13 protein-coding genes and 1 rRNA gene are annotated in these 12,891 nt (G+C 33.8%); 8 read left to right on the forward strand and 6 right to left on the reverse strand.

Annotated elements, in window-relative coordinates; genetic code table 11:
- Window positions 1-168: 168 nt before the first annotated feature.
- Window positions 169-1,773: a dihydropteroate synthase-like protein gene (locus QZU75_RS11415; RefSeq protein ID WP_296883859.1), complete on the forward strand. Its 1,605-nt coding sequence runs from the start codon at window positions 169-171 to the stop codon at window positions 1,771-1,773.
- Between the two features lie 3 nt (window positions 1,774-1,776).
- On the opposite strand, the gene QZU75_RS11420 is transcribed toward QZU75_RS11415, so the two are convergent.
- Window positions 1,777-2,172, reverse strand: coding sequence for a hypothetical protein (locus QZU75_RS11420; protein ID WP_296883860.1), 396 nt, complete (start codon window positions 2,170-2,172; stop codon window positions 1,777-1,779).
- Between the two features lie 118 nt (window positions 2,173-2,290).
- On the opposite strand from QZU75_RS11420, the gene QZU75_RS11425 reads away from it, so the two are divergent.
- The 6 genes from QZU75_RS11425 to QZU75_RS11450 are packed head-to-tail and all read left to right on the forward strand — an operon-like array spanning window position 2,291 to window position 7,045.
- Window positions 2,291-3,145, forward strand: coding sequence for a MoxR family ATPase (locus QZU75_RS11425; RefSeq protein ID WP_296883861.1), 855 nt, complete (start codon window positions 2,291-2,293; stop codon window positions 3,143-3,145).
- Between the two features lies 1 nt (window position 3,146).
- Window positions 3,147-4,301, forward strand: coding sequence for a VWA domain-containing protein (locus QZU75_RS11430; RefSeq protein ID WP_296883863.1), 1,155 nt, complete (start codon window positions 3,147-3,149; stop codon window positions 4,299-4,301).
- Between the two features lie 9 nt (window positions 4,302-4,310).
- Window positions 4,311-5,228, forward strand: a complete 918-nt coding sequence (locus tag QZU75_RS11435) for a TIGR00269 family protein (RefSeq protein WP_296883865.1) — start codon at window positions 4,311-4,313, stop codon at window positions 5,226-5,228.
- A gap of 4 nt (window positions 5,229-5,232) precedes the next feature.
- Window positions 5,233-5,436, forward strand: a complete 204-nt coding sequence (locus QZU75_RS11440) for a MoaD/ThiS family protein (RefSeq protein WP_296883866.1) — start codon at window positions 5,233-5,235, stop codon at window positions 5,434-5,436.
- Complete coding sequence (locus QZU75_RS11445; protein ID WP_296883868.1) at window positions 5,437-6,297, forward strand: DUF89 domain-containing protein; 861 nt, start codon at window positions 5,437-5,439, stop codon at window positions 6,295-6,297. It begins immediately after the preceding gene.
- A gap of 13 nt (window positions 6,298-6,310) precedes the next feature.
- Window positions 6,311-7,045 carry an NAD(P)-dependent oxidoreductase gene (locus tag QZU75_RS11450; protein ID WP_296883870.1) on the forward strand — a complete coding sequence of 245 codons (735 nt, stop codon included), beginning with the start codon at window positions 6,311-6,313 and terminating at the stop codon, window positions 7,043-7,045.
- Here the strand turns inward: QZU75_RS11450 and QZU75_RS11455 are convergent.
- The 5 genes from QZU75_RS11455 to mer all read right to left on the reverse strand — a co-directional run bounded on the left by QZU75_RS11455 (window position 7,035) and on the right by mer (window position 11,972).
- A complete protein-coding gene (locus tag QZU75_RS11455; RefSeq protein ID WP_296883871.1) occupies window positions 7,035-8,312 on the reverse strand; it encodes a cytidyltransferase in 1,278 nt (425 codons plus the stop codon). The genes QZU75_RS11450 and QZU75_RS11455 overlap by 11 nt on opposite strands.
- A 22-nt stretch (window positions 8,313-8,334) precedes the next feature.
- Window positions 8,335-8,817: a DUF308 domain-containing protein gene (locus tag QZU75_RS11460; RefSeq protein ID WP_296883874.1), complete on the reverse strand. Its 483-nt coding sequence runs from the start codon at window positions 8,815-8,817 to the stop codon at window positions 8,335-8,337.
- A gap of 37 nt (window positions 8,818-8,854) precedes the next feature.
- Window positions 8,855-9,937 carry an archaeosine biosynthesis radical SAM protein RaSEA gene (locus tag QZU75_RS11465; RefSeq protein WP_296883875.1) on the reverse strand — a complete coding sequence of 361 codons (1,083 nt, stop codon included), beginning with the start codon at window positions 9,935-9,937 and terminating at the stop codon, window positions 8,855-8,857.
- Between the two features lie 67 nt (window positions 9,938-10,004).
- Complete coding sequence (locus QZU75_RS11470) at window positions 10,005-10,922, reverse strand: LLM class flavin-dependent oxidoreductase (RefSeq protein ID WP_296883877.1); 918 nt, start codon at window positions 10,920-10,922, stop codon at window positions 10,005-10,007.
- Between the two features lie 90 nt (window positions 10,923-11,012).
- Window positions 11,013-11,972 (reverse strand): 5,10-methylenetetrahydromethanopterin reductase, encoded by a 960-nt coding sequence (gene mer, locus QZU75_RS11475; protein WP_296883879.1) that lies wholly within the window; start codon window positions 11,970-11,972, stop codon window positions 11,013-11,015.
- A gap of 637 nt (window positions 11,973-12,609) precedes the next feature.
- On the opposite strand from mer, the gene QZU75_RS11480 reads away from it, so the two are divergent.
- Window positions 12,610-12,891 (forward strand): 16S ribosomal RNA (locus QZU75_RS11480); the annotation flags it as partial.

Consider the following 12,891-nt stretch of genomic DNA (forward strand, 5'->3'; position numbering starts at 1 on the left):
TGAAGAAAGAGATAAAAAGAAATATTATCATAAAAAATGCAAATCAAATATCCAAGACAGCTTTTAAAAAATCAAAAAATCTTAGCTTGACAGCATTGATTATTTTTAAAAAAATTAATATAATGAATAAATAATAATATTTAATATAAAAAATTTGGTTGGAAGTTTATGAAAGTTTTAATAATGACAGGGGAGTTGGCATATCCTTTAATCAAAGATGTGGTTTCAGACTCAAAACAAGACATAATTGTACATATTGTTGATAATACTCAGGTAGCAGCATTTTTAACTCCAAGACTAATTATAAAAGAAGTTAAAGCTTGCTTTTCTGATCAATTGGATGAAATCGATATGATTTTGGTTCCAGGTTTAATTAAAAAAGGAACAAAAGAAATTACCAAAGAGCTTGGAATTCCAACTTTTAAAGGGTCAACTGATGGTGCTGATTTGGCAATGGTTTTAAACTTGCTTGACACCATTGAACTGTCTGAAGAAAAGCCTGCTGATAAACTTATTGAAGAAGAAAAACGTAAAGAGGCTTTCAAGTTCATTGAAGAATTTGAAAATGATGAGGAAAATATTAAGAAACTTCTTGAAAAACCAAATAATATTCTGATTAAAAACCTTCCTGTCGGTGAAGATTTCCCAATGAGAGTCTTATCTGAAATTGCAAATGCTCCATTCCTATCAAAGGAGGCTTTAATTAATAAATGTCAATATTTTGTTGATTCCGGAGCGGATATGATTGATATTGGAATGGCTGCAGGTGAAGATTTTTCAGATAAGATACCTGAACTAATTGAAACTCTGCGACCTATTGTTGGAGACAGGCCGTTAAGCATAGACACTTTAAACGCTAATGAAATTAAAGTTGCTGCCGAAAATGGAATTGACTTTGTTTTGAGTCTTGATTTGGGTAACAATTCCGAAGTTCAGGAAATATTAAAGGAAAAGGATATTCCTGCTGTATTATTGCCGACTAATTTCTCACAGGGAAAATCTCCAAAATCTCCTGCTGAAAGAGTTGAAGCAATGCATCAGTTAATTAAGGATACTGAAGGCTTAAGATATGTCGCTGATTTGATTCTGGATCCTGTAAACAGTTCCAGTATTGTCGAGTCTATAATTGCATGCAATGAGTTTCACAAGACAAATCCTGCTCCAATGTTTTTTGGAGTGGGTAACGTAACTGAGCTGATGGATGCGGATTCAGGTGGTGTTAATGTACTTTTAGCAGGAATCGGTATGGAACTGGGGGTAAGCATATTGTTCACTCCTGAAGAAAGTGGAAAAACCAGGGGAAGTGTTTATGAACTGTCCACAGCTTCAAAGATGATGTTTCTTGCAAAACACAGAAAATCCATTCCAAAGGATTTAGGAATTAATCTGGTTGCATTTAAAGATAAACATAAAAGAAACGATGTAATTTTAAATGAATTGGATGGTGTTGAACAAACTCGGCAAAAGCATCCGTTTAAATTTATAAAAGACAAAGCCGGAAGTTTTAAAATTAATGTTGATTATGGGACTACTGTTGCAGACAGTAGAATTACTGCAACTCATTTTATAAAGAATAAGCCCGATTTAGTTATTGTCGGTCAATCTGCAAAAGAAGTATATGAAGAAATAATTTCAAAAAAATTAGTCAGTAGAATGGAACATGCCGCATATTTGGGTTCCGAACTACAGAAAGCTGAAATAGCAATGATAACGGGAAAAGATTATGTTCAGGATTTTGAATTGTTCAAAAATCCTGACGAGTTTAAAAATTAGTTTTCAGTCAAAATCCTGGGATGAAGTTCCTTCAGCTTGTCCTGCCTGCTGGCTGGATTGGGAACTTGATTCACTGTAAGTTGAAGTATCTTGACTTACACTTTCTGAGGAACTCTGATAAGAATATCCTCCATCACTGCTACTACTACTTACACCACTACTACTGCTGCTACTGCTGCTTTGTGATGAATCCGGAGCATATATTCCTGTGTCATGTGTCTGACTTGTAGAAGTGTTTGTTTTATTTAAAGTCTTATTTACATGGGTTGTATTCAATGTTGCATTGTCTGTTGTATCATGTTTAAATGTAAGACCAATGCCGCCAATTACTATATATGCACCTGCACTGAGCACAATAAGAATCAACAGTATAATGATAATTGCATTATCTTTTTCCATATTTTTTTCCTCCTATTCAATTTATTATTATTTGTCATATTAATATATAACTAATTACAAAACTTTATATTGATTAGAATATAACTTATTTTAGTAACAATTTTTGGAAGGTTAGATTTTGCAAACAGAAAATATTACTATTAAGGACATTGACAAATTGCTTTTAGATGCTGAGTATGTTTCAAATAATGAAATCTCCACTACAGTATATTTGTCATTTTTACTCGGAAAGCCAATGCTTATTGAAGGACCTCCTGGTGTGGGTAAAACAGAGCTTGCAAAAGTAATTGCAAAAGCATTTGAAAGGGATTTTTTCAGAATTCAATGTTATGAAGGAATTACTTTTGAACAAATCGTTGGTGAATGGAATTATCAAAAGCAGTTATTGCACCTGGAAGCTGCAAGGCATGATGAAAACAGTGAAGAAAAGATATTTGATGAGCAATATTTCATTCAAAGACCTCTTCTTAATGCATTTTTAAATGAAAATAATTCTGTATTGTTAATAGATGAAATAGATAAGGCAGATGAGGAAGTTGAAAGTTTCCTGCTCCAGGCATTAGGCGAACAGGAAATAACAATCAATGATTTGGGGACATTCCAGCTTCAAAATGACTTGATTGTTATACTGACATCCAACTCTCAAAGATCTCTTCTTGATGAAACCAAGGACAGATGTCTGTTTTTATATATTCCATACCCTACAGTTGAAAGAGAAATTGAAATCGTCAAATCAAAACTGCCTGATGCTGATGATGAAGTTGTCTCAACTGTTGTTAAACTGGTTCACACTATCCGTAATCTTAACTTAATGAAAAAACCTTCTGTCAGGGGTACTGTGGACTGGGTTAAATCAGTTTCTAATTTGGGAACTAAAAATCTCGATGAATCACTTGAAAGCAGTATTGGTGTTGCTATTAAGACCGAAAGTGATAAAAAAAGAGTTATTAAAGATGTTTTAAACAAAAGATAAAATGATTGCTAAAATTGCTAATCTGTCTTCACAGCTAAGGGACGAAGGGCTGCCTGTAAGTATTAGAAGCACTCAGTCTGCTGTGCAGATTTACCAGGATTTGGGTGAGGAGGACAGGCAACTTTTAAAAACCGCTTTAATGGCGGTCTATGTTAAGGACAGGTATGATATTCCTAAATTCAACAAGATTTTTGAAAAGATTTTCAAGGTTGAAAAGGTAGAAAAACCTAAAGACATGCCAAACCAGAGCAAAGCCTATCGAGGTAAAGGTCCAAAATCCAATAAATATATTATCAAAAAGCAAAATAATGCCTATCAAAAAATCCAAAAAGAAAAAATCACCAATGAAAAGTTAAAAATGTTGTCAGGCCAGCCTCTCCTGGAAGAAGTAAAACAGCTTGAAAGAGATGGGGAGCTGATGAATAAAGACTTGACAAAATTGAACAGATTTGATCCTAGAATGCTTGAAATCTGTCAAAGGCTTGGTAAAAGAATAGCAAATAAACGTTCAAGAAGAAAGGTCAAGTCCAGCTCCAATAGGATTGACATGAGAAGAACCATAAGAGCTAACTTAAAATATGGTGGAGTCCCCTTAGAGCTTGTAAAAGCAAAACCGAGACCTCACAAAAATGAACATTTATTCCTGAATGATATCAGCGGGTCATGTGAATGGATCAGCAGCTGGTTTTTCATGCTCATGTTTTCAGCACAGACTGCATTTAAAAAATCCAGAACTTTTGAATTTGACAACAAGGTCATTGAAACCACGCAGGCTTTAAAGGAAGAATATCTAATTGATTCCTTTGTAAAAGTTAAGGACATGCGTGTAAAAAACATGATGGTTCACGGTACATCAGATATGTACTCTGCTTTCACTAAATTTCAGGATATGGCCAATATAAACAATAAGTCTTATGTAATTATCTTATCGGACTGCAGGGACTGGTCCGGTCCGAAAGTGAATGGTATTCCTGCCAGTGTAGGTGTTGTTGAAGAAATGGTAAGAGATTCAAAAAAGGTAATAATATTGAATCCGGAAGATAAGAACAAATGGGATGTTGTGGACAGTTGCGTGTCATTATATGAAGATGCCGGAGCACATGTATTTGAAGTAAACACCTTAAACCAGCTGGCAAGATTTGTAGAACAGATGTAGGTAATAAATATGCAATGTAGTAAATGCGGTAATCCTAAAGTCATTATTAAAAAGGAACAGTCAGGACAAGTTTTATGTAAGGACTGTTTCATTGAATCTATTGAAAAAAAAGTAATCAGAACAGTTAAAAAAGAAAAACTGCTTGATAAAGGAGACAAGGTATTGGTTGCACTTTCAGGAGGAAAGGACAGTGTAACTACTTTGGAAATATTGGACAGTTTCCGCCAAAGAAATATTATAGATATCTGTGCCGTTACTGTCGATGAAGGAATAGCCAATTATCGCCAGGACGGTGTTGATATAGCTATTCGCCATGCTAAAAGATTAGGCATTGAACATAAGATAGTTTCCCTAAAAGAAGATTACGGCATTACATTAGACGAAATCATGCAACGGGATGATCATAAGGGATCATGTACCTACTGCGGAGTATTCAGAAGAACCATAATCAACAAGGCCGCACGTGAAATGGGAGCTACCAAAATTGCTACCGGACATAATTTGGATGATGAAGTTCAGGCTATAATGATGAACTATCTTGAAGGAAATACAGATAATCTAACTAAATTAGGTGCAAAAACAGAATCCAAAGCTGAAGAATTTACAGTTAAGATTAAGCCTCTTCGGGAAATACCTGAAAGAGAGATAGGTTTGTATGTGGTTGCAAAGGAACTTGAAGTTCACTTTGACAGCTGTCCATATGCAATGCAGTCATTCAGGGGGGAAGTTTCAGAAGTCATTAATCAGCTTGCAGAAAAGCACCCTACAATCAAATACTCCACTTTAAGAGGTTATGATAAAATTAAGAACAATTTAAAAGAGGATATCAAAAAGGAATATGAGCATGGAAGATGTGTCAGGTGCGGTGAACCTTCCGCCAATGAATTATGTAAAGCATGTTCATTTTTAGAAGAGTTCGGATTGTGATAATATGTCATTTACATTAAAATATAAAGATTTAAACGAAAAAAGGGAATTGCCAAATGAAAATTATACCATTAAGGATTTACTTGATGATTTAGATTTGTCTCCTCAGACAATAGTATCTAAACAGAATGGAGATTTGGTCATTGAGGATACTGTAATTGAAGATAATGATGAAATACAATTGGTTCAAATTATTTACGGTGGTTAGGTGAAGATAAGTTATGAATGTGGGCCTTGTTTTTTAAGACAGGCCAGAGAAGCTATGGATTTATCCACTGGCGATGAATTGCTTAAAATGGAACTGATGGAAGATATCTTTGAATTTTTACATGATAACTTTAAATTAGGAGCCAATTCAAACAGCACAGGCTCTGCAATGCATAATATGATTAAACAGAAAACAGGCTGCAGAGACCCTTATCATAAAGAGAAGATTGAAGGTAATGAAATTGCTTTAAAATATTTGCCGGACGTCAAAAAGATACTTGAAAATGATGACAGTCTGGAAAACTATGTTAAAATTGCAATCATAGGCAATATTTTGGATTTTGGTGCATTCACATTGGATGATGATATCGAAAGCGTCATTAAGGATTCCTTGAAAAAAGATTTGGTTATTAAGGATATTGAAGAGTTTGAAGAATCCCTCAAGACAAATGATAATGTATTGTATCTGGTGGACAATACCGGTGAAATAGTTTTTGACAAGTTACTTCTTGCTAAAATAAAGGAATACGGTTTGAATATTACAATAGCAGTTAAATCAGAACCTATCTTAAACGATGCCTGCATGGAAGAAGCACTTGATGCAGGTCTTGACGAATTTGGCGAAATTGTCGAGATAGGTGCGGGAACTGTAGGTTATGTGGATAGTGAAATTTCAGATGAGTTTAGAAAAATCTTTGATGCCCACAGATTTATAATTTCAAAAGGAATGGGAAATTATGAAGGTTTAACTGAGATAGATTTGTCTGAAAAGGAAATTTACTTTTTATTATGTTCAAAATGCGGCACCATATCAAAAGACATAGGGGTCAATTTACATGACATGCTTCTTTTCAAGAAATGATTAAAGTGATTTAATGATTATTGGTTTAATAGGTTTTGGCAGGGTTTCTAAAAATCTTTTAAAGTTAATCAAATCAGAGGATATTCAATTTATAACATCTTGTGAAAAAAGGTCTGGCGAAACCTGCAAAAGAATAGAACAGGAAAATATTCAGGTTTTGAATACATTTAAAGAGGTGGCTGTCAAATCGGATATTTTAATTTCAGCAACTTCGCCGAAATCAGCTTTGGCCGTTGCAAAAGAATATGGAAAATATGTTGATGGAATATATCTGGATTTGAATAATATTTCACCCGATACAACATTGGAAATGAATCAATATGTCAGTAACCTTATTGATGGTGCTATAATAGGCAAAATCGACAGTGAAAATCCTATTTTATATCTTTCAGGAAAAAGGGCTGATGAACTGTTGTTTTTTAATGACTTTCTCAAAACCAGAAAAATCAGTGATAATGTAGGTGATGCAGCTATTTTAAAAATGCTTAGAAGTTCTTATACAAAATCTCTATCTGCTCTTTTGATTGAATCATATGAAATTTCCAGAAACTGCGGTCTTGATGACGAGTTTTTTGAAACATTGGCACTGACTGAGGGTGATGATTTTAAGGAAAAGTCACTTTCAAGAATTGAAAACACATTAAAAAATTCCAAAAGAAAATCAGAAGAATTGGAAGAAATAATTGATTATTTTGATGGAAATGAATTGATAATGGTTAAGGCAGCATTAAAAAAACTTAACCAATAATTACTTTAACTTTAAATCCTTTTTTAGCTTTTTTTATACTTCCGGTAACTGGAATAAAATGAGAATCCATAATATACCTTAAATAGGTTACTTCAACTGCTGGAAGTCTCAGATTTGTTTTTATTTTCTTGCCTTCACTTTTGAACTGAACTGAAATCTTGCCGTTTTTGTCAACATATAAATCGGTTTTGATGCCTTCTTTTGTAATTTTTGTTTCAAATTTTGTCAAATTGAGTCCGGCCTCTAATGATAATGGAGCATCGACATTTATATTCTCGCTTCTAAATATGTCATTGGCTTCACGTGCGCTTACACCTTTTTCAGACTCGCTTGCAACATACCATGCTCTGTCAATTACTTTTTGAACCTTCTGGTTATCAGGTATTACTCCCTGTGCCTCATAGCTTTTCATCAAGTCCATTACTTCTTTTTTTGTAACTTCCATTTCAATTGAACTGATGGCAAGTCTTGTCATTACAGGACCATAATTTGATCTTCTAAAAGCGGCCCAAATAGATTCAGGGTCTCTATAAACTCTTCTTTTTATTATCTCATTTATGGTGTTTCCATTAAGATAAGCTATTTTTTCAAGATTGCCTCTTGAATATGTATTCATACGCTTATAGATGTCTTTCCAGTTTCTATCTCCCGGAACCCTGCCTGCGTCAATTTCGCGCTGCAGAATCTCAACACTTGTTTTTGGTAGCAGTTTTTCAATATCTGCTGTAATTTCAAGGTCATTATCAATAATGGATTGGCGAATTAATCTGCCTGAGTATTTGTCCTTGCTGAATTCTTTAATAACGTGATAGTTCAGTTTTCCGCCTAAAAACTCATTTATTGCATACCATCTTATTTCATTTCTGTTGGTGTAACTTTTTGGCATTCCGACAAAATTGCCCTCATCAATAAATTTCTGTGCTTTTGATTTGATTTCATCAAGTGAAATGCTTGCTGAGGTAATGTAGTCTGTTACACCGTCATCAATCATCTGTTTTAGTCTAATAGGAACGCTGTATGATAAAACCAGTCTGTGATGAAGTCCTTCAAAACTTCTTACTTCATCAGCTCCAAGAGCCAATGCCATGTCTCGTCTTGCATCAAAATTGACAAAAAATGGAGCATGATTTGCACTGAAACCTTTGTTCAGGTAAACCACTACTTTTTTATTTTCTCTTTGAGCTAGCCTGCAAGCTTCCTTAATTAATTTTTCATGACCTTTATGAACGGGGTCAAAATCTGCACTAATACCAATCAATATAAACACCAAAAAAAGAAAATAGGATAATTTAATTATCCATTAGTTTTAAAACACCGTTTATCACTAACCATATTCCTATTAATGTACCAAGAATAATCGGATTTGAAACGTAAGTTCCAATAACTATGTATAATAGACCAAGAATAATTCCGGCTATACCTACATAAAAACCAAATCTTGACATGCGGTTGTTAATTAAAGATACTAAAGATACTATAATTAACATTATTCCTGCAAGATATAATGTGATTTGGGTTAGGAATCCGAGCAATGCCGGATTGAATATCAAACCAATACTCATGAATAACAATATCATTCCTAAAATCAAATCAAGGATTGCTCCTGAACTGTTATAATCGATTATGCTTACTCCAACTACAAGCAGATAAATTGACATTAACAATACGGATAAACCAATCAGGGAACTAGCTCCAACAAGTCCAAATACTGGAAACAGGATAATAATTAATCCAAGAATTATGGCCAGCAAACTAACAAATTTGGTTTTCATTTTTTCCTCCTAGTAATAATTACTATTTTAATATATATTAATATAATGGGATATGTTTAATCTCAACGGTTGAGCTATTCATATTGGAATTATTTATTTCAGCTAACCATTCTTGTCTGCACTCGCAATCATATTCTATTTTAGTCTGAGTCAGATTGTTGGCTATAATCATATGTTTTAAATCTTTATTACATTTTTTACAGTTGTATGGGCCTCTTCTTGAACCGAATCCGGATGTATCAAGAAGTGCAGGAATGTCCAATTCGTCACGCACTGTGTTGATGATTTCAACACATGACCAGATCCATGGAGGCTGATATGCTCCCTTTCTCCAGAATCTTTCAATTACGGTACCGCTGTGTATTGTTGCAGGACAAAATGAAAGTCTGTCGACATCAATTGAATCACAGTATCTTGCTGTTTCTACTGCTTCTTCTATGGCTTGCGCTTCAGATACTAAAATAGGTTTAACGAAGATATATGCTTTTGCTTTTAGATTGTATCCTTTTGTATTTTTAAGATTTTGCATTACTTTTACTGCATTTTCAAAATCATCACGGGTAAATCCTTTATTAATTTTTTTAAGTCTTGTATAATCATTTGATGTTTCAAGGCCTATACTTACTTCAAAGAGTGTATCTCCAATGATTTCAAAGATTTCATCTAAAACTTCCTCTTTTACATATTCTGGCCTTGACTCAACGATTATTTCAGTAACATTTCCTAATCCCATTAGAGTTTTTAAAATTTCATCACGAGCATCTTTTGGAAGTTCATAAGGATTTAAAAAACTTCCGGATGCAAATAGTTTTACGGAAATCTTTTCTTCTTCGCTAATAGGATGTCTTGATAAGTGGTCGTTGAATATTCTTAAAATAGTGTCAGTATCAATAGGTTCAAGTGTACAGTCTGAAACGTAGCTGCACATTGTACATCCTCCACTGTCTCCAAGAGCCCATGCACAACCTGGGGTCGGTAAAATTATAAATAATGTTTTTGCAACACCGTCGTATGTTAAATCATCATTATACCAGCTTGCCCCAACCTGTTCGGGAGTTTTCGGTTCTTTTCGCTCAAAAGCTCTTTGCCTTATATCTTTAGTTAAATTTTCAATTTCCATTATAATACCCGCAATATAAATAAATATAATATTATATTATTAGTTTTGATTTATAATAAAAATATTGTTAAAAACTGTCAATTACATCCTTGAATAACCTTAAAGATTCTTCATGATTTCTGCCAAATGGAGCACTAACTACAAATTGAGTCACATTCTCTTCTTTCAATGATTCAATTCGAGGTATAATTTCTTTAGAAGTCCCGGTAACTGAAAAAATATCTATCAGGTCATCTCCAATCAATCCAAGAGCCTTTCCTATATTGCCCTGACTTAATTGAATATAAATTTTTTTTCTTGTTTCTTGGGATATGTTGTGTCTTTCAAGAACTGGGGGCGCAGATCCTGCTATTATGAATGCAACTACAATTTTAGCTGCATTTTTGGCAGTTATTGTATCTTCTCCAATGGAAGTTGCAGCATAAGCCGCTATATCAAAGTCATCCTTATTGTTGGAAGCATTCCTTCCAGTTTCTACATGTTTTGATAATTCTTTAAAATCTTTTGGATGTGATGCGTTTATAAGACATCCATTTGCAATTTGTCCGCTTGTTTCTAATAATTTGGGACTTTGTGCTTCAATATATATTGGAATATTGGAATTCTTTTTCTTAAAGGATTCATGCAGATCATCGATATAATTTTTAAGTGTGGATGTAGGGTTTGTCCAGGGTTTATTCAGCTGTTCCATAATTTTGCGCTCTCCAGGACCAATGCCGAATATTGCTCTTTTATCAGATAGGTTATTTATATTGATTATTTCATATGCAGCATTTTTAACATCTTTAATATAGGGATTGGTCACTCCAGGGCCTATTTTAATGTTTTCAGTTTCAAAAGAAAGAGTCTTTAATAAAGAGTATAAATTCAAATCGGTTTTATGATAAATCCAGGCATATTCGAATCCGGAATCTTCAGCAATTTTTATTAAATCTATTGTTTTTTCTGTATTATCTTGCGGAATAATTCCAACACCGAATTTCATAATATTCACAGGATATAGAATTTTAAAAAAAGAGTTGCATTAATATAAGTTAATTTTAAAAAAAATAAAAAAAGAAAGGAGTTAGCAAGTTTAGAAACTTGCGATTACTTCTCCTAATAATTTAATGGATTCTTCTACGTTTTTACCAACAGGGGATCCTGCTACGTATTGAGTTACACCCATTTCAGCTAAGCCTTCAATTTTAGGGATGAACTCATCAGGAGTACCACATACGGAAAATGCGTCGAGTGCTTCATCGGTTACAGCACCAATAGCTCCACCGAAGTCACCTTTAGCTAAGAAGTCACCCATTTGGGTGTTGAATCCATCAGGTAATCCGTGTCTTTCAATAACTGGAGGTGGGGAACCTGCTGCAATAAATGCAACTACAATTTTAGCTGCGTTTTTAGCTGCGTCAGAGTCTGGTCCGATTGAAGTTGCAGTGTATGCACCTACATCGAAAGTTTTGTCTCCAGCTGCTTCAAGACCTTTTTTGATCATAGGCATTGCTGCTTCATAATCTTTAGGGTTGGAAGCGTTAATTAATACACCATCAGCGATTTCTCCAGCGGTTTCTAACATTTTAGGTCCTTGTGCTCCCATGTACACAGGAATGTGTTCTTGGACAGCTTTTACTCCACCTAATTGTGCTCCGCCTTCAGTTTTGTCACCAGCTAATAAAGCGTTAATATCAGCGATAGCTGCTTTAATAGTTGATACAGGTTTAGTCCATTCAATTCCTAAAGCATCGAAAGTTGCTTTGTCACCAGGACCAATACCGAAGGTAGCTCTTCCGTTGGAAATTTCGTCAATAGTTGCGATTGCGGAAGCAGAAATTGCAGGGCTTCTTACGTATGGGTTGGTTACACCAGGACCCATTTTAATGGTTTCAGTATTTGCTGCAAGTAATGCTAAAGTTTCGTATACGTTTTTATTGTTGTAGTGGTCTGTGATCCAAGCGTATTCAAAACCGACATCTTCTGCTAATTTTACTAATTTTACAATTTCATCTAAAGGTTGATTTGGTACGAATTCTATACCGAACTTCATATTTTATCACCAATTATATTTTTAGTTGACCTATATATAAAGTAATTATTATTTGAATTAGATAGAAAGTTTTAAATATTATTTATGTTGGTAGGGGTTTGGGGTTATAAAAAAATTGATTGTATTATTTAAAATATTTTTCGTAATACTTGATTTGTTTGTTGATGTACTAATTAAAAATTAAAAAATTTGATTTATATTTTTTATTATAATTAGTTTTTAAACAATTTTAATATAAAATAATACTTATTTCTTATTAAATAGGATTATATATTTTTATTTTAAAATTATAATATATTTTGCAATATTTTTTAATTGATTTTGTTAATACTATTTGTCTCTGTAATAGTTGTGCTATATGTTTTATGGCGTTGGTCTAAGTTTTATTGAATTTTCAATTATGACAATGATGACTGCTTTTCCGCATGTAGCTATAATTTATCATATTTATTATATTAATATTATTTAATATCATGAATGTGCTTTTGTGAGTACTTGAGTTTTTTCGGGTATGATGTAAGTTTTGTAGATGTGGTGAAATTTGATTATAGAAACTTTTATATCAAATTTTAGTGTACACTCGTCTATTTTTTAGCGTACTTCATAATACTTATTATTATGTTCTGTTATGTGTTCAATTCTGTTTGATCCTGGCAGATGCTACTGCTATTGGGATTCGATTAAGCCGGCGTACGGCTCAGTAACACGTGGATAATCTACCCTTAGGACCGGGATAACCCTGGGAAACTGGGGATAATACTGGATAGGCAATTATTCCTGTAATGGTTTTTTGTTTAAATGTTTTTTCGCCTAAGGATGAGTCTGCGGCCGATTAGGTAGTTGGTTAGGTAATGGCTTACCAAGCCGTTGATCGGTACGGGTTGTGAGAGCAAGAGCCCGGAGATGGAACCTGAGACAA

The organism is uncultured Methanobrevibacter sp. (genome assembly GCF_902764455.1).
Taxonomy (GTDB): Archaea; Methanobacteriota; Methanobacteria; order Methanobacteriales; family Methanobacteriaceae; genus Methanocatella.